The 17,937-nt window shown below is 63.5% G+C and carries 13 protein-coding genes; 8 read left to right on the forward strand and 5 right to left on the reverse strand.

Annotation, left to right across the window (positions count from 1 at the left end; translation table 11 throughout):
* Window positions 1–91 precede the first annotated feature (91 nt).
* Window positions 92–1,978, forward strand: a complete 1,887-nt coding sequence (locus AAF358_18780) for an SUMF1/EgtB/PvdO family nonheme iron enzyme (protein ID MEM7707604.1) — start codon at window positions 92–94, stop codon at window positions 1,976–1,978.
* Between the two features lie 9 nt (window positions 1,979–1,987).
* Here the strand turns inward: AAF358_18780 and AAF358_18785 are convergent, their stop codons facing one another.
* Window positions 1,988–3,364 (reverse strand): NAD(P)/FAD-dependent oxidoreductase, encoded by a 1,377-nt coding sequence (locus AAF358_18785; protein MEM7707605.1) that lies wholly within the window; start codon window positions 3,362–3,364, stop codon window positions 1,988–1,990.
* Window positions 3,365–3,513: 149 nt separating this feature from the next.
* On the opposite strand from AAF358_18785, the gene AAF358_18790 reads away from it, so the two are divergent.
* The gene (locus AAF358_18790) at window positions 3,514–5,514 is read left to right on the forward strand and encodes a sulfotransferase (GenBank protein MEM7707606.1); all 2,001 of its coding nucleotides are present in this window, start codon (window positions 3,514–3,516) and stop codon (window positions 5,512–5,514) included.
* Window positions 5,515–5,529: 15 nt separating this feature from the next.
* Here AAF358_18790 and asnS read toward each other — a convergent pair whose 3' ends face one another.
* Entirely contained in the window at window positions 5,530–6,933 is a 1,404-nt protein-coding gene (gene asnS / locus AAF358_18795) for an asparagine--tRNA ligase (GenBank protein MEM7707607.1), read from the reverse strand.
* 125 nt (window positions 6,934–7,058) lie between these two features.
* Here asnS and AAF358_18800 point away from each other — a divergent pair, with 125 nt between their 5' ends.
* The 6 genes from AAF358_18800 to dnaB all read left to right on the forward strand — a co-directional run bounded on the left by AAF358_18800 (window position 7,059) and on the right by dnaB (window position 11,312).
* Window positions 7,059–7,430 (forward strand): iron-sulfur cluster assembly accessory protein, encoded by a 372-nt coding sequence (locus AAF358_18800; protein MEM7707608.1) that lies wholly within the window; start codon window positions 7,059–7,061, stop codon window positions 7,428–7,430.
* A gap of 170 nt (window positions 7,431–7,600) precedes the next feature.
* Window positions 7,601–8,119 (forward strand): 30S ribosomal protein S6, encoded by a 519-nt coding sequence (gene rpsF, locus AAF358_18805; GenBank protein ID MEM7707609.1) that lies wholly within the window; start codon window positions 7,601–7,603, stop codon window positions 8,117–8,119.
* Window positions 8,120–8,121: 2 nt separating this feature from the next.
* Window positions 8,122–8,346, forward strand: a complete 225-nt coding sequence (gene rpsR / locus AAF358_18810) for a 30S ribosomal protein S18 (protein ID MEM7707610.1) — start codon at window positions 8,122–8,124, stop codon at window positions 8,344–8,346.
* Between the two features lie 86 nt (window positions 8,347–8,432).
* Window positions 8,433–9,347 (forward strand): hypothetical protein, encoded by a 915-nt coding sequence (locus AAF358_18815; protein MEM7707611.1) that lies wholly within the window; start codon window positions 8,433–8,435, stop codon window positions 9,345–9,347.
* A 49-nt stretch (window positions 9,348–9,396) separates the two neighbouring features.
* Window positions 9,397–9,849, forward strand: coding sequence for a 50S ribosomal protein L9 (gene rplI, locus AAF358_18820; GenBank protein MEM7707612.1), 453 nt, complete (start codon window positions 9,397–9,399; stop codon window positions 9,847–9,849).
* Between the two features lie 104 nt (window positions 9,850–9,953).
* On the forward strand, window positions 9,954–11,312 hold the full coding sequence (gene dnaB / locus AAF358_18825; protein ID MEM7707613.1) for a replicative DNA helicase: 1,359 nt from the start codon (window positions 9,954–9,956) through the stop codon (window positions 11,310–11,312).
* Window positions 11,313–11,325: 13 nt separating this feature from the next.
* Here dnaB and AAF358_18830 read toward each other — a convergent pair whose 3' ends face one another.
* The 3 genes from AAF358_18830 to AAF358_18840 are packed head-to-tail and all read right to left on the reverse strand — an operon-like array spanning window position 11,326 to window position 17,875.
* Complete coding sequence (locus tag AAF358_18830) at window positions 11,326–14,418, reverse strand: efflux RND transporter permease subunit (protein MEM7707614.1); 3,093 nt, start codon at window positions 14,416–14,418, stop codon at window positions 11,326–11,328.
* A 5-nt stretch (window positions 14,419–14,423) separates the two neighbouring features.
* Window positions 14,424–15,512 (reverse strand): efflux RND transporter periplasmic adaptor subunit, encoded by a 1,089-nt coding sequence (locus tag AAF358_18835; protein ID MEM7707615.1) that lies wholly within the window; start codon window positions 15,510–15,512, stop codon window positions 14,424–14,426.
* Complete coding sequence (locus tag AAF358_18840) at window positions 15,509–17,875, reverse strand: TolC family protein (protein ID MEM7707616.1); 2,367 nt, start codon at window positions 17,873–17,875, stop codon at window positions 15,509–15,511. Before AAF358_18840 ends, AAF358_18835 begins: the two co-directional genes overlap by 4 nt.
* Between the last annotated feature and the right edge of the window lie 62 nt (window positions 17,876–17,937).

Genomic DNA, 17,937 nt, shown 5'->3' on the forward strand with positions numbered 1-17,937 from the left:
GCCGAAAACGCCCAGTTCGGCATCCGGTTTGCGCCCCAGGCCGCCATTTGACAAACTCGACGTGGGAAGGTGTTGCGCTCAGGCGCATGCAATGACAACAAAACGACATATCAGGCTGGAGCCCTACGCAGGACGGCTGGCGGCTCTGCTGATCGTTTTGATCAGCGGTGCAGGACCGGTTTGGGCTCAGACCGGCGATAGCGCCAGCTCCGAAGGTTCGGCCGCTCCAGGCCCAGCGCCGGAACGGCGCCCGGCGCGCCTGGGCGATTCACTTGCGGTCGATCCTGGCCAGGAGTGGACACCCGGCACGCAATCTCCGGCTGATCGCAGCGACGAGCTCCGGCGTAAGCTCTCGCTCGGCCGCAACGCCCTGGACGCCGGAAACCTTCTCACGCCCTTCGACGCGAGTGCCCTCAACTATTTTCGCCAGGCTTTGGCTGTGGATCCTGGCAATGCCGAGGCGGAAGCCGGCCTGGATACGGTGGCGCAGCGCCTGATCGACAGCGCCAGTCAGCAGCTCGCTGCCGGCAATCGGCGGGCGGCGCAGGCGACCGCCACCACGGTTTCGGAGTTTCGTCCCCGTTCTCCCGCGCTGGCTGAGCTTCGAGATCGGCTCGATCGCACCGGTCGGCTCGAGGCCCTGTCCGCCAGTCTGGAGGCGGCGCAGACCGCCGGCGTGCTGCTGATGCCGCTGGAAAGCAGCGCACTTGGGGTGCTGGACCAGATGCTGCTGCTGGACCCGCAGAACGCCGCGGCCCTTGCCGGAGCTGAGTCGCTGCTGGCCTCGGTATCTGAGCAGGTGCTCGCCGCCGCCCAGAGCGACGATTATCAAACCGCGTTTGAGCTGCTCGACCTGACCGACTCCGCGGCGGCGGCAACCGAGAGTCAGGTCATCGATCCGGCGCAGCTGGCGGCGCTCCGTGAGCAGGTCACGGCTCGACAGGCTGATGGCTGGCGCTCTGACCTGGCGGAGCTTGAACGCCTGCTGGCAAGCGACGAGCTGGCGCAGGTGGAGCAGGGCCTCGTCGCACTGGCCAGCACCGGCTACCCTGGGGATCTCCAGCCGCTGCAGGCTCGTGTCGAGCGGCGCCGTCTGATTCTGAGCTACGAGCCGGGCAGCATCTTCGCGGACAACCTGGGTACCGGAATCAGCGGTCCGAGTATGGTCGTGATCCCGTCGGGTCGATTCTTTATGGGTTCACCCGCCGGCGAGGAGGGCCGAAACGAGCGGGAGGGGCCAACCCGGGAGATCACGTTTAACCTTCCATTTGCGTTGGCCCGGACGGAGATTACGGTGGCGCAGTTTGCGGCTTTTGTGGCGGCGACCGGCTATCAGACTGCCCCGGAGCGAGGCGGTGCTAGCCAGGTCTATGACGGGGACAGCGGTGGCTTCAGCGAGGCCAGCGTGACCTTTCGCGACGATTACTCCGGCGATCCGGCGGATGGGGATCTGCCGGCGATCCACGTGTCGTGGGACGATGCGAGCGCCTACGCCCGCTGGCTTAGCGAACAGACCGGGCAAAGCTATCGACTGCCGTCAGAGGCGGAGTTTGAGTACGCCCAGCGAGCCGGTACCACTGACCCCTACTATTGGGGTGAGGGTTCACCACCGGATGCATTGGAGAATTTGACCGGCGCCCGTGATCAGTTTCGCGACTGGAGCTGGCCCAACGCCTTCAGCCGCTACGGTGACGGATTCTGGGGGCCCGCCCCGGCGGCCAGCTTCCAGCCGAATCCCTGGAACGTTCATGACCTCGGCGGCAATGTGCTCGAGTGGACCGCCGATTGCTTTGAGGATTCGCTGGAAAACACCCCCGGCGACGGTCGCGCGTGGCAGGTCAGACCCTGCAGCAATCGATCGCTGCGCGGCGGCGGCTGGGCCGTGGCGCCGACCATGGCCCGCTCAGCCAGCAGAGCTTCCGCGTCAGCCCAGCGAGCCAGCCCGCTCGTTGGCTTCCGGGTTGCCCGCGACCTGTAAGACCTTCACCTAGGCTGGGCTGAGCGGCTCAAGTGATCGCTCAACCAGCGTTTCGGCGCGCGCCCAGTCCACATCTTCCAGCGAGCTGATGTCCTCGGTCAGGGCGTGCAAAATGCTCAGATTGATCCGACCGCGCTCCTGCGCACGGCTGTAATCCAGCTGGCGGAACATCACCAGGGAATAGCGCGGCACAAAGCGCTCTGGGAAACGACGTTCCAGCGCCTGTTCGAGTGCCCGCCGCAGGCGGTAGCCCGGATCGGCCACCGCGCTGCGCATCTCGTGATAGTTTTCCAGCGCCATCTCGGCAATCGCGCGTGCGTTGTCCTGCCGGCGCACCTGGAAGCGTCGAAAGGCCTGGGACCAATGCGTCGAATCGGTGATACATCGATCGAGTTCGGCGACGTCCTCAAACGCGCAGTTCATCCCCTGCCCGTGGAACGGCACGATGGCGTGGGCGGCGTCTCCGACCACCAGGGCGTTGCCCTCATGGTGCCAGGGGTTGCAGTAGAGTGAGCCCAGGACCCCAACCGTGGGCTGCTTGGCGTTTGGCGCTTCAAGCCGGGCGGCGACGTCCGGAAACGCGTCTTCGAGAAATCGAGCCATGGCGACGGGCTCCTTGAAGCTGGCGAATGAGGTGGCGCCCTCCCGCGCCATAAACAGCGTGGCGGTGAAGCTGCCGTCGGTGTTGGGAAGCGCGATGAGCATCAGCTCGCCTCGGGGCCAGATGTGTAACGCCCCAGGGCTCATCGCGTGCCGGCCGTTGTCGTCGGGAGCAATCTGAAATTCCCGGTAGCCATGATCGAGCAGGTCGCTGCGGCTGGCGCCGCCGGTGACGCTTTCGATGGCCCGCCGGACGCGCGAGCCCACGCCGTCAGCACCGATCGTGGGGCCGAGCGGCAGCTGGTACTCCCGGCCGGAGCTTTCGTCGACAAAATGTCCGACGCCTCCGGTCAGGTCGAGGTTGTCCAGGCGCTGGCGAAAGTGACAGCGCACCCGCCGAGTGCGTTCGGCGGCATCCAGCAGGGTTTGGTTCAGCTCCGAGCGATGGACCGAATAGATCACCTCTGCGCTGCTTTGCCCATACGGCAGCAGCGTCGGCTCCTGACCGGGCAGATGGACCATCCGACCGGCCATCGGCAGCGCGATAGCGCCGACCCGGTGCTGCAGGCCGACTCCCCGGAGCGCCGCGATGCCACGATTGGCCAGCGCCAGGTTGATGGATCGGCCTTCGTTGCCGTCAGCGAGTGTCCTCGGATCAGGATCACGCTCGAATAGCTCGACGGCAAAGCCGCGGCGCGCCAGGTAGATTGCCAGCAGGCTGCCGGCCAAACCGGCGCCGACGATAGTGACCGACCGCGTATCGCCGATGGAGTCTGTCCGCGTCATGGCGCGGAATGTATCACGCCGCGTGCCGATGGCATTGGCCGGCGACGCGCGGTGCTGTCAGGGGCTTGCGAACGGCATGTCAGCAACAGTACTGTGGCGACCCGATTTAAGGTGAGATCACCGCCACCGTCGACGACATGACTCCCGAGATGAACAAAGCGCTTCAGCAGGCAGCGCGGGCGCTGAACGACGGTCAGGCGGCACAGGCGGTGGAGACGTGCCAAAAGCTGCTGGCGGCGCACCCCGGGCACCCCGACTGTGAGCATCTCCTCGGGGTAGCGCTCATCACTGCCGGCGAGGTTGCGTCTGGCAGCCGGCTGCTGGACGAGCTGGTAAGCGAGCGCCCCCGGGATATCGAGGTGCGCTACAACCATGCCAGCGCTCTCCTGAGTCAGGATCTACCGGCCGAAGCGCTAAAGCGGTTCGAGCAGGTCCTGGCGATCGATCCCACCCATCTGGCGGCGCTCAATAACCGCGGCAGCGCCCTGCTGGCCCTGGGCCGCATGGACGAAGCGCGGAGCAGCTATCAGGCGCTGCTGAAGCGGGCGCCAGACCACGCGCGTGCCTGGTTTAATCTTGGGAATCTCGAGCTTGCCGAAGCGCGTCTTGAGGCCGCTCGGGACGCCTACGGTGAAGCGCTGCGGCGTCAGCCGGCCTATGAACAGGCCCTGACCGCCTTCGGTTCGGTGCAGCTAGAGTTGGGTCACGCCGCGGCGGCGCTGCCGGCACTGACCCAGGCGACGCAGCTCGATCGCGGCAACGCCACGGCGTGGCGCCTGCAGGGACAGGCCCTGGCGGGCCTCAACCGTTTTGACGAGGCGCTGGCAGCGGCGACCCGCGCCACGGAGCTGGCGCCAGAGTCGGCTGAAGCGTGGAACAGTCTGGGTTCCCAGCTGACCGCCCTGGGCCGGCTGGAGGAGAGCGAAGAGGCGCTGCGGTGTGCGCTGGATCTTGATCCTGCGCTGGTGGTGGCCTGGGCCAATCTGGCGGCCCTGCTGGAGCTGGCCAATCGCCTTGACGCCTGCTCGGAGACGCTGGCAGCGGCGCAGGAGCGCTTCCCGGATCACAGCGGTCTGGCGCTCACCCAGGCCAGGTTATGGCAACGCCAGAAGCGCTACCCGGAAGCGCTGGCCGCGCTCGAGACGCTCTCGCCGACAGCCCCGACCCAGGTCGCGCGGGATGGGCATTTTCTGCGAGGACAGATCCTGGATCGGCTCGGCCGATTCTCAGCGGCGTTTGAGCACTACGAGCAAGGCAACGCCATGGCCGCGGAAGAATGGCGCCGTGGCAACCCGGAGACCGACCAGCTGTTCCCGGCCATGGGTCGGCTGCTCGAGTCTTTCACCTCAGCTTTTGTCGATCGCTGGCCGGAGCCTGAGTCGGGTTCCTATGCCGAGCCGGTCTTTCTGCTCAGCTTCCAGCGGTCGGGCACCACCTTGCTGGACACGATGCTGGGGGCCCATCCTCAGGTACAGGTGATGGAGGAGCAGCCGGCGCTCAACGCGGTGGTGGGTGAAATCCGGGGCTACCCGGAGCTGCTGGAGACGGCCACCGCTGACACCGTGGCCGCCTGGCGCGAGCGCTACTGGTCCGAAGTCCAGCGGCTGGCAGGCTTCACCCCGGTTGACGGCCGGGTGCTGCTCGACAAATCGCCGCTGCACACGGTCCATCTGGGGCTGATTCAGCGGATGTTTCCGACGGCCCCCGTCATCTTTGCGCTGCGGCACCCGCTCGACGTGGTGCTGAGCTGCTTAATGCAGGATTTCACGCTGTCACCCTTCATGTTGCGCTACGCCACGCTACAAGGGGTCAGCGAGGTATACCGGCGAGTGATGGACCTGTGGCAGCAATACCGAGCGCTGCTGCCGCTCAACGTTATTGAGAGTCGGTACGAGGAGCTGGTCGTCGCGCCCGAGGAGCGGATGCGCTCGCTGCTTGCGTTCCTGAAGCTGCCCTGGGACGAAGCCGTGCTGGACAACGTGGGCCAGGCTCGCGGCCGCGGCCTCATCAACACGCCCAGCTATCACCAGGTGAGTCAGCCGCTTTACGCCAGCTCGAGCTACCGCTGGCGCAACTACCGGGCCGAGCTTGAACCCGTGATGGACGAGCTGCGCCCCTATTGCGAATTTTTCGGCTACGAGACGCCGTGACGTCCTCGAAATCCGCTAAAAATCGGCGTTGCCGGGGACGCGGGGGTAGGGGATCACGTCCCGGATGTTCTGCATGCCCGTGATATAGCTGACGAGGCGTTCAAATCCGAGGCCAAAGCCGGCGTGTGGCACCGTGCCGTAGCGGCGGAGGTCGAGGAACCAGCTGTACTGGTTCAGATCCATGTCGTGGGCCGCCATACGCTGTTCGAGCACGTCCAGCCGCTCTTCGCGCTGGGAACCGCCGATGATTTCGCCGATGCCCGGGGCCAGCACGTCCATCGCGGCAACGGTCTTCTGGTCGTCGTTCATGCGCATGTAGAAGGCCTTGATCTCCGTCGGGTAGTTCATGACAACCACGGGCCGGCGGGCATATTGCTCGCTGAGAAATCGCTCGTGTTCAGTCTGCAGGTCGAGACCCCACTTAACCGGGTACTCAAAGCGCTTTTGCACCTTGGTCAGCAGCTCGATGGCTTCGCTGTAATCCATGCGAGCAAAGTCGCCGGTCAGGATCTGCTCCAGGCGTTTGATCGCGTTGCTCTCGATGTGCTTCTGAAAAAACGCCATGTCGTCCGCGCATTCGTCCAGCACGGCGGCAAAAACGTACTTCAGGAACGTCTCGGCGAGGTCGGCCAGGTCGCCGAGGTCGGCAAAGGCAAGCTCGGGTTCGATCATCCAGAACTCGGCCAGGTGCCGCGAAGTATTTGAGTTTTCCGCGCGGAAGGTTGGGCCGAAGGTGTAAACCTTGCTCAGCGCCAGACAATATGCCTCAACGTTGAGCTGGCCCGAGACCGTCAGGAAGGTCTCGCGGCCAAAAAAATCTTCCTCAAACGCCACGGTGCCGTCGTCCTTTCTCGGCAGGTTAGCGAGATCCAGGGTGCTGACCCGAAAAAGTTCTCCGGCTCCCTCAGCGTCGCTGGCGGTGATGATCGGGGTGTTAACCCAGAAATAGCCCTGCTCATGGAAATAGCGATGGATGGCCTGCGCGACCGTATGGCGCACCCGCGTCATGGCGCCAAAGGTGTTGGTTCGCGGCCGTAGGTGGGCCACCTCACGAAGATACTCAAAGCTGTGCTGCTTGGGTGAGATCGGATAGGTGTCGGGGTCTTCGACCCAGCCCAGCACCCGCACCTCGGCCGCCTGGATCTCGAGCGACTGTCCTCGGCCTTTGGATTCCACCAGCGTGCCCCGAACCGCCACCGAACAGCCGGCGGTCAGCTTCTGAACCTCGCTGGCATAGTTATCCATGTCGGCATCGACGACAGCCTGGATGCCGCTGAAGCAGGAACCGTCGGAAAGCTGAAGAAATGAAAAACCCGCCTTGGAGTCGCGCCGGGTTCGCACCCACGCCTGGACGGTCACTTCGCTGCCGGTCGCCTGGGCGCCGTCCAGCAGCTGTTTTACGGAAAGATTGTCGGTCACGGGCCAGCTTCCAAGCTCGGGAAAACGGCAGATCATACCAGCGAGGACAGGCGGGACCAGCGTCCCGCGGTTGCGCCGTCCGGGTCGATCTTGAACCGAAGGGCAGAAGCACGCATATTACTCGTATGAACGCAACTAACGCTGCCACCGACAACGCCGCCGCCATCAGCATGACCGCTGAGGCGCTGGCTCACGTGCGACGCTACCTGGCCCGCGAGGGACAACCAGCGCTGCGCCTGGACCTGACGCGCACCGGCTGCTCAGGCTACGCCCATGAGGTGACGCTGGCCGACGGCGTCGACGCGGAGCTCGACCAGGCGTTTCAGCAGGACGACGTGACCCTGGTGGTTCGGCGGGAGCTGATGCCGCTGCTCGCCGGCACCCGGATCGATTTTGTCACGCAGGGCCTCAATCGGGTGTTTGTCTTTGACAATCCACAGGCCGGCGAGGCTTGTGGCTGTGGTGAGAGCTTTACCCTGGCCGAAGAGCAGGCCTAACCCTCGTCGCGACGACCCGTCGCGCCCATCATGTTGACTTGCGCAGCGCCTGCCAAAAGGCGTAGAATCGCGCGGCTTGGCTGGTCAGCTTTGCTGACGAGTCTGATTCCTTGCTCCACTCGAGAGCCCGCGAAGGGCGGCTCAGGGGGCGTAAACCGAAAGGACACACAATGAGACATTACGAAATCGTGTTTCTGGTCCACCCGGACCAGAGCGAACAGGTGCCGGCCATGGTCGAACGCTATCGCGGCATCATCGAAGGCGGCGAAGGCGTCATCCACCGACTGGAAGACTGGGGCCGTCGCCAGCTTGCTTACCCCATTCAAAAACTCGCCAAGGCGCACTACGTCATGATGAACGTCGAGTGTAGCGCTGAGGTCCTCGCGGAAATCGAGTCGGCCTTCCGCTTTAACGACGCCGTGCTGCGGAACATGGTCATCCGACGCAACGAACCGATCTCCGAATCTTCGCTGATGCTGAAAGCCAAGGAAGAGAAAGACCAGCGGGAAAAGGCGGAGGCCGAGCGCCAGGCTGCCAGCGCGGCGGCTCGTGCTCAGGCTGCGGCTGACGCGGAGAAAAAAGCCGCTGAGAGCGCTGCCGAAGAAGCGGATGCCGGCAGCGAAGAAGCGCCCGCCGCTGAGCCTGAGGACAGCGCAGATTCAGAAACCAATACCGAGCAGGAGGCCTGATCATGGCGCGTTTTTTCCGTCGCAGAAAGTTCTGCCGCTTCACCGCCGATGGCGTTAAGGAAATCGATTACAAGGACCTGGCCACCCTCAAGCAGTACGTCGGCGAGTCCGGAAAGATTGTCCCCAGTCGGATCACCGGAACCAAAGCCCGTTACCAGCGACAGCTGGCTACTGCCGTAAAGCGGGCGCGCTACCTAGCGCTGCTGCCCTACACCGATAACCACTAAGGGCGAGCGACCCAAGCGGCGTCCGTGGCGAACCCTGGTCCGCACGGAGTCCGCTGGTCTCCGGGTAGCGACGGCGAGGAGCTAGCTTGCTGGCCCCTCTGATCGACCGCAGCCGGGTCTCGGCGGTCCTGGCGCTTGCGCTGGGGCTTGTTGTTGCGGCGCTGCTGCCGCTAGGGCTGGTGCTGGCGGGGGCCGTGGCGGCTTTTGTCGCCTTGAGGAAGGGCATCACGGAGGGACTGCTGGTGTCCGCAGCCGGCCTGATCCTGCTGGCGGTGATGACCGCTGCAGCGGGCTACCCACCCGGTAACGGGATGCTGCTGCCGGCGGCGTTTCTGGGGGCGGCACTGATGAGTGCCTGGACTCTGGACACCGGTCGGAGCTTGACGTTGAGCGTCTGGACCATGGCGGCGCTGGCCCTGCTGGCCCTGCTGCTGTTCTGGCTTGCCGTAGACAGCCCGGAACAGTTCTGGCGGGCGTTATTTGACGAGGTGGTGCAGGCCGCCGCCGAGTCAGGCCAGAGCGATATGGCGGCCCAGCTCGGCGCCATGGCTGAGGCGCTCCAGTGGCGCGGTGTGACGGGCCAGTTTTTTGGCAGCCTGTTTCTGCTGCTCACGCTGAGCCTCTTTTGGGGGCGCAGCTGGCAGGCTCGCCTGGTGAATCCGGATGGATTTCGCCAGGAGTTCCAGGCGTTAACCCTGGGCAGGCCTCTGGCGCTGGGTTCGGCCGCCGCGTTTATGCTGGCCGCCGCCCTTGGCCTGGACCTGCCGCTGAGTATCGCGGCGGTCCTGCTGTACGTGTGGCTGGTGCCGGCGTTTGCGCTGATCCACTGGCTGGTCGCACGGGCGGGCCTGGGCACCGCGTGGCTTTGGGCAGCATACGTGCTGTGTGTGCTGACCTGGGGTGGGAACAACATGTTGTTTTTGTTGTTTCCGCTGGCGGCCATGTTGAATGAGTATTTGGATTTTCGACGGCGAGGCTCCTCGGAGGCCGGCGGCGAATAGCGAGTAACCCGGCGTTGTGCAGCAACGCCAACGAACGTGAGGCAAGACAATGGAATTGATTCTGCTGGAAAACATTCAGAATCTCGGTGGCCTGGGTGACGTGGTCAAGGTGAAGGCCGGCTATGGCCGCAACTTTCTGGTTCCCCAGGGCAAGGCGGTTCCCGCGACCAAAGCTAATCGCGAGCACTTCGAAGCCCGCCGGGCGGAGCTTGAAGCCCGTGCCGCGGAGCGCGAAAACGCCGCTTCGGCTCGACGCGATGCGGTGGCTGACCAAACGATCACGATTCACGCTAACTCCAGTGCGGAAGGCAAGCTGTATGGGTCGGTTGGAACGCGAGAGATCGCGGACGCACTGACCGCCGGCGGGTTTGCCGTTGACAAGAGCGAAGTGCTGCTGCCGGAAGGCCTGATTCGTCAGGCAGGTGAGTACACCATCGACCTGCATTTCTACGCAGGCGTTGATGCGCAGATCAATCTGGTAGTCGCCGGCGACGAAACCTGATCGGGTGCTGCTGAGCAAGCCACCCGCCAGGCGACCGGGTCCAGCACCCGGGGTGAGCGGCAGCTGGCTGCGCGCTCATAATCTTGTTCGCGCCGAGGTGGACCTTGGCCGTTAGCGCCGAGTCCATCCGAGTCCCGCCGCACTCCGTCGAGGCGGAACAGGCGGTGCTCGGCGGGCTCATGATCAGCACGGAAGCCTGGGATCAGGTCGCAGACCTGGTTACCGAGGACGATTTTTACCGGCGCGACCACCGCGTGATCTTCCGCGCGATGAGCCATCTCCATCAGAACGACCAGCCATGTGACGCTATCACGTTAGGCGAGTGGTTCGAGTCTAACGAACAGTCGGATCATGCCGGCGGACCGGCTTACCTGATATCGCTGGCGAACAACACGCCGAGTGCGGCCAACATCCAGGCTTACGCCAAGATTGTTCGCGAAAAGTCGATTTTGCGGCAGCTGATCGACGTCAGCCATGAGATCGCCGGCGATGCGTTCCATCCCGAAGGGCGCAGCAGCGCTGACCTTTTGGAGTCTGCCGAAAAGAAAGTCTTCGATATTCGCGACAAAGGCGCTCGCCAGCAGGCGGGATTTGAGCACGTCCGCGAGGGCGTCAAAGAAGCCTTCCGCCAGATCGAGTATCTCACCGAGATGGACGGCAATATTACGGGTGTCGCCACGGGCTTTCATGATCTGGACGAAAAGACCGCCGGGCTACAGCGATCAGACCTGATTATCGTGGCCGGCCGGCCGGCGATGGGCAAGACCAGCTTCGCCCTGAATATCGCCGAGCACGCAGCAATTTCCGGTGGCGAGACGGTCGCTGTTTTCTCCATGGAGATGTCCTCGCACCAGCTCGTCATGCGGCTCCTGTCGAGCCTTGGACGGATCAACCAGCAGCGGCTGCGTACCGGCAATCTGCACGACGACGACTGGCCGCGACTGACGTCTGCTATGAACATGCTGGTCAATACCAATCTGTTTATCGACGAAACGCCGGCGCTTTCACCCACCGAGCTGCGCGCCCGGGCACGCCGGCTGAAGCGTGAACACGATCTGGGCCTGATTGTGATCGACTACCTGCAGCTGATGCAGGTGCCGGGGAACAGCGAAAACCGTGCTACCGAAATTGCAGAGATCTCCCGCTCCCTGAAGGCGCTTGCCAAGGAGCTGAACGTCCCGGTGATTGCACTTTCGCAGCTCAATCGTGCCCTCGAGCAGCGGCCAAACAAGCGACCCGTGATGGCGGACCTTCGCGAGTCTGGCTCGATTGAGCAGGACGCCGACGTCATCGCGTTCATCTACCGTGACGAGGTCTACAACGAGGACAGCCCGGATAAGGGCAAGGCCGAGATAATCCTGGGCAAACAGCGCAACGGCTCCACGGGCACCGTACCGTTAACCTTTCTGGGCCAGTACACCCGCTTCGAAAACTTTGCCGCTGACCGCCTCCGAGTGGTTTAACTCCGGCGGATTCTCAGCCCGCGGCTCGTGCCGCCTCAGCGCTATCGTATCGAACGCCGAACAGTAGCGAGTACAGCACCGGCACCACCAGCAGGGTCAGCAGGGTGGCAAACAGCAGTCCGAAAATCAGCGTGATGGCCATCGGTTTAAACATCGCGGTCCCGCCCCACCACAGGGGCATCATCCCCAGGACGGTCGTGGCGGTGGTGAGCATGATGGGTCGAAAACGCTGCACGCAGGCCGCCACCACCGCTTCCTGCGGCGCTTTGCCCAGCGCCTCGATCTCCGTCTTGATGCGGTCGATCAGAACAATTGCGTTGTTAATGATGATGCCGGACAGGGCAATGATGCCCAGCAGCGTGAAAAACCCCATGCTCGAGTTGGCGACAAGCAGGCCCAACGTCACGCCAATCATGCCGAGCGGAATCGTCAGCAGGATGATGATCGGTCGACGCACCGAATTGAACTGATACACCAGCAGCAGGATGATCACCATCAGCGCCAGCGGCAGCTTGGCGACGATCGAGGCGTTGGCGTCACCCGAGGTCTCGGACTCCCCGCCGATTTCGTATCCGTAGCCCTGAGGGAGTTCGAGCGCGGCCAGCCAGGGAATCAGATCCGCGTTGACCTCCGTTGCCGTTACGCCCTCCTTGAGCTGCGTTTTGAGGGTCAGGGTGCGGTCACGGTCCCGTCGCTCGATGATGCCGGGTTCAAAAGACAGGCGGATATCCGCGACCTGCTTTAGGGGCACCGGAGTGCCGCGGGTCTGTGAGTAGATGCTGAGCCCGTCCAGCTTGCTGATGTCCTGCCGGTCGGATGCCACCGAGCGAAGGGTCACCGGAATCTCCTGGTCTCCTTCGCGGTACTGGGTGAGTTCGATGCCAGTGAGGCCGGCGCGCAACGAGTACGCGACGTCGCTGCTGGTTACGCCGGCGCGAAGCGCGCGGTCCTGATCGATCGCCACGATCAACTTTTTCGTTTGCAGTCCCCAGGTGTTTTTGACCGCAAGGACACCGGCGTAGCTATAGAGCTTGTCGGTGATGGTGCTGGCCAGTTCATAGAGGCTGTTGAACTCCGGACCCGAAAGGCGAATTTGAATCGGGTAACCCACGGGCGGGCCGTTCTCGAGCCGCGCCAGCTGATTACCCATATCCGGATGCCGCGCGAAGAGGTAATCCTGGACCGCCGGGATGACCTCCTCAACGTCCTGGCCATCCACGGTATTGCCGATGAGGAACGAGTTGGCGGGATTTTTCGTCGGCGGATCAAGCCCCAGCGTGAATCTCGGACCGCCTTCGCCGACAAAAACCATCCAGCTCTGGAGCAGCGGTTCTCCGCTGGCCGGCTGATAGTAGGTCGTCTCAACAAACCGATTCAGGTCGCGCACGACGGTCTCGCTGGTTTCCACGGAGGTGCCCAGCGGCATTTCCAGCTTGCCGGTAAACACCGGGTCTTCCGACGGCGCAATGAACTGGGAGGGCACGAAGCCGAGCAGCATAATGGCGCCGACGAAGCTGCCGGCGACCGCGCCGAGAAAGAGCAGGCGGTTGCCAAGTGCCAGGCTCAGGATCGACCGATAAAGGTTGTACCACCTGCCGCCGTAGTCGTCCTCACCGTCGTCGGCCGCCAGGGGTTTAACCTTCAGCACGGCGGTTGTCAGCAGCGGGATGATGGTCATCGCCAGCAGCCACGAGATCAGCAGAGCGATGGTGACAACGTAGAAGATATCTGCCGTGTATTCACCGACAGCCGATTCGGCGAGGCCAATGGGCATAAAGGCCGCGCCGGTTGTAAGCGACGACACCAGCAGGGGGGCCTTCAGCTCCGAGCCCGCTTCCACGGCGGCATCGATCGCCCCCATGCCGCGCTCGCGTTTTACCAGCACCGACTCCACCATCACAATGGCGTTATCCACCAGCAGGCCCAGCGCAATAATCAGGGCTGCCAGGGAAATCTGATTGACGGTGATGCCCGCAAGCTGCATCACAAAAAACGTGATGATCATCGTGCTCGGGATTAGGGCAGCCACAACCAGACCGGTTCGCAGGCCCAGGAAGCCGATCATCACCAGCACAACAATCCCGATAGCCTGCAGCAGGTTGCTGGTGAAATCGTTGACGCTCTTGGTGACGAGGTCGGCCTGAAACCAGATCTTTTCCAGCTGAATGCCCCAGGGAAAGCTGACCTGGATTTGTGGCATCAGCTCGTCGAGCCGCTGCCCGAGCTTGAGGATGTCGCCGCCGTCGCGCAGGGAAATCCCCAGCGCTAGCGCGGGCCGGCCGTTGACGAAGGTGAGGCTCTCGGGTGGATCGCGATAGCCTCGCGAGATCTCGACAATGTCGCCGAGGTACACCACGGAGTTTCCCGGCAGCTCGATGACGGTCCGCTTTAGCTCTTCCAGCGATTCGAGATTGCCGGTGGGTTCCAGCACGATTCGTTCGCGACCGCTGACCAGGTTACCGCCTGAGGACAGGATATTCAGGCTGGCCAGGACGTTCGACAAGCTCTGTGGTGTCAGGCCGAGCTCGGTGAGTCGCGCGTTCGCAAACTCGACAAAAACCACCTCTTCCTGGGCGCCGTGGATGCTGACCTTGGCGATGTCCGGTTCTTTCAGCAGCCGATCGCGGATCGCGTCGGCGACATCCTTCAGCTCCGCGTTGCTGAAGCCTTCGCCGGCCAGTGCATAAACGCTGCCAAACACGTCACCATATTCGTCGTTGACGAAAGGCCCGGTGACGCCGTCGGGGAGGTCCTGCGACACGTCCTCGATCTTGCGGCGCAGATCGTCGAAGATCGGCCGCATCTGCTTGTAGCTTTCTTTGAAGTTGACCTTCACGATCGACACGCCGGTCCGGGATTCCGACGTGATGTTGTCGACCTCCGGCATTTCCTGGGCTTTCTTTTCGATCTTGTCGGTTACCAGCTGCTCGACCCGCTCCGGGCTGGCGCCAGGCAGCTGCGTGGTGACAACCGCGGTGCGGATGATGAAGCCAGGATCCTGGGCTTTGGGCAGCGCGGCGTAGGCCATCAACCCCGCCAGAATCGACAGGGAGACGATAACCGCCGTAACGCGGTTTTGTTCGATCGCCGCTGAGGTGAGGCTCAAAAGCGTCAGGCTCCTGGGAGCAGGACCCGTTGATCCTCGCGGATCACCGATACGCCGGCGGTGACCACCCGGTCGCCGGAGTCCAGACCTGCGAGGATCTCCACACCACCGGCCGTCAGCTCGCCGGCCGTCACCGGCCGCCGTTCGATGGTCGCCTCGCCGTTGGAGGTCGGCCGCGCGAGATAGACAAAGCTGCCGCGTTCGTCGTTGATCAAGGCGGCAGCCGGAATCAGGTGGGTATCGGGCGACTGGCCGCTGCTGAATTCGTAGGTGACTTCAGCCGCCATGCCGGGCCGCACGGCGCCTTCCGTGCCGTTAACCCCGACAACCACGGGGAAGGTCGCGGAGCTGCTCGCCGCTGCCAGGCCAAGCTCCGTGATGGTCGCCTCAAAGGTCTGCCCTGGCACCGCGTCAAACTCGACCCTGGCCATCATCCCAAGCTTGAGGCCCGCGATGAGGCTTTCCGGCACGCTGCTGCTCACCTCGATGCCGGAGCCGCAGTTGACGGTAGCGACGGTGGTGCCGGAGTTGACGTTCTCGTTGAGCTCCACCTCAACCGTTGCCACGGTGCAGTCGGAAGCCACCTCTAGCTCGGTGTAAGAGAGGTTGAGCTGGGCGATCTCGAGCGACTTGCGCGCCGACCGGACCTGGGCCCTTGCCGACTCGGCGCCGGCGCGTGCGATGTCCAGATCGTTTAGCGAAGCGTTGGTGTTCTCGTAGAGTTCCTTGACCCGGCTGTAGTTGGCGTCAGCATTTCGCTGGTTGGCCAATGCTTGAGCCAGTCCAGCCTCCGACTGCTGGACCGTGAGGTCGTAGGTCGACGGGTTGATACGGGCGAGCAGGTCGCCGGTCCCCAGCTGATCACCCACCTGCACCGGCAGTTCAATGACCGTGCCGCTCACCCGGAAGCTCATCCGGGACTCTTGAGTGGATTGAGTGATTCCGGTGAAGGAACGGGTCCGATTATCTCCACCATCGTCCACGACCATCACCCGAACCGGCCGCAGCGCTTCCGCCGCTGGCGGCGCGTCAGACTCCTGACAGGCGGCCAGCGTCAGCACCACCAGCGCCACTGTGATTATCCTGATCCTCACCGTTGTACCCCCTTGCCGGCGCGCTGCGCCTCTCGTTCCTCGATGTAGGTCGACAGTTCCCGACCGATCGTCTGCTGTTCGATCTGTGGCAGCAGAAAGTCGAAACTGCCCACTGCGCGCTCGTAGTTCATGATGTCGATCAGAAAGTCCTGAACGGCATTGTTGGCCGCCAGGTCCGCCTGCAGGCTTTGGTTCTGGGCATCCAGCAGATCGATGATCGACACCGCACCCTGCCGATAGGCGTCCGACACAAGCTCCAGATTCTGGCGCGAGGCCACGGCCGCGCTCTCGGAGAGCTCGATGTTGACGTAACTGGCCTGCGCTTCGTACATGGCCGCGCGAACGCGTTGCTCTACCCGCTGGGCGATCGCCGCTCGCTGAGTGATCAGCTGCTCGCGCTGGAGCCGCGCGCGTGACAGCTGCGAACGCCGGGCCCCCGAGTCAAGCAACGGCCAGCTCGCGTTGACGGATACGCTCCAGTCATCGAGTTCGTCCAGCGGCGTTCCCGCGCCGCGGCCCGATGCGTTGATGCTATCGGTGTACTGTGCCTGAAGGCTGACGTCCGGCAGCCAGAAGGCGCGGCGCCGGGCCAGCTCGTCGCGCTCAATGGCGCCAAGCTGAGCATCGATGTTGGCCAGCTCGGGCGCGCTTTCCAAGCCCCTTTCGAGGCTGTATTCCACAAACCACTGAAAGCGTCTCGGGTTGCTGATCAGCTTGTCGAATTCCTGCCCGGTCATCGTGAACGGGTCATCCGGCGCCGGCTGAGCGAGCCGGGGCTGGGTCCCCATCGGCTGGTTGAGGATCTGATTCAGGGAATCATAAGCCTGGTTTCGGATCGCCAGGGCGGCTAGTACATCCGAGCGTGCGCCGGCCAGGCGCGCCTCCCAGCGGTAGATGTCGGCGTTGCTGGCTGAACCCGCCCGAACCCGATCCCGGGCCAGCTCCAGGTTGGTCTGCGTGAGGTTCAGATTGTCCTGCTGAATTTCGAGCTGATTGACGGCCCGCAGCGCCTGAAGAAAAGCGGTGGTTCCGTCCAGCAGCCGATCCAGGCGGTCCGTGCCGTAGCCGGCAACACGCGCCTCCTGAAAGAACTTCTCCTGGTCATAACCCGAACGAGCCGCTTCGGAGTAGATCAGCTGATTGAGGCTGGCAATGCCGGCGGTTGATCGCTCCGGAAAGGCGGCCGTTCTGGCGAGTTCGTCGTCACGTCGGGCGGTATAGCTCCCGCTTAGGTTGATCTGCGGCAGCAGATTGGATCGAGCAAAGAGCACACTCTGTTCACCGATGCGGACATCGAGCTCAGAGACCGCCAGGTCCAGGTTTTCGCTGAGGGAAAGCCTGGCTACCGACAGCAGCGTGAGCTCCGGCCCGACAGCTGCGGGCTCTTCGTTGACGAGCACAGCCTCACTGAGCACGTCGAAGCGAGGCGACAGTCCGATGGCGCGCGCGCTGTCCATATTGATCGTCAGGCGGCGCTTGCGTTCGTAGTACACCCGCTGATCCTTCGCCTGCTCGCCGAGCAGCACCGCCTGCATGTTCAAGGCGTTGCGCCGCGCGAGGCGGCGATAGTCGGTCTGGTCGGTGTTGGCGGCGAGCGCACCGCGGTCCAGCGCGGTGTCGGAAACCAGGCTGAAGATCGGCAGGCCGCGGCTCAGCATGTCAGCGAGCATCTGATCGAACTCCGGATCGGGCATCCGGGGCAGTCCGCCCAGCAGGACGGCGTCAGTGTCCGGCGGCAGACGATCAACCAGACGGTGATCGCTGCCGTCGTGGCCGACAAAAGACAGATTGCTGGTCTGGACCAGGTTTCGGACGGCCTCGGCCGCCCGTCGGCTCGAGTTGATAATCACCGAGTCCGCCAGCAGCGCGGCATTGCTGAACGGCGAGACTCGTTGAAACGCCTCCAGGTCTTCACGAAAAGTCACCCGGTCAGACAGAAAATTCAGATTCGTGCGACCGGAGCCGGAATCGTAGAGCGCGCTCTCCTCGAGGTTCGGGTTGAACACCAGCGGCAGAAAAGTGGGTTTGTCGAACCGGGTTCGGTTGACCAGGTACTGATTGGCGGCGAAGCCGACGACGAGGACGAGGTCGACCTCCGGATTCTGGTAGGCCCGGTCGAGCGCCGCGTCGATGCCGGCCGCCGACCAGTCGGCCGGCATGTCCAGGAAAGTAACCGCAAACTCGTCCTGTGCCAGGTCCAGGAGCTCCGTCCGGAAGATCCCCTCGACCTCTTCGAGCTGCAGCGCGGGACCGTCGGTGAGCAGCGCGACGCCAACCGGCGTGGATGCTAAACCGGACAGTGGCTGAAGCAGCAGCACCAGCAGAAGCAGGATTCGAGGTCGGCCCAAGACTGATCTGGTCAATCCGGTCCCCTAATGACGGTTTGCTGTCGGATCACGCCGCTGATTGTACGTCTTTTGACGGT

This window comes from Pseudomonadota bacterium (genome assembly GCA_039033415.1).
In the GTDB taxonomy this organism is placed as follows: Bacteria; Pseudomonadota; Gammaproteobacteria; order Xanthomonadales; family SZUA-38; genus JANQOZ01.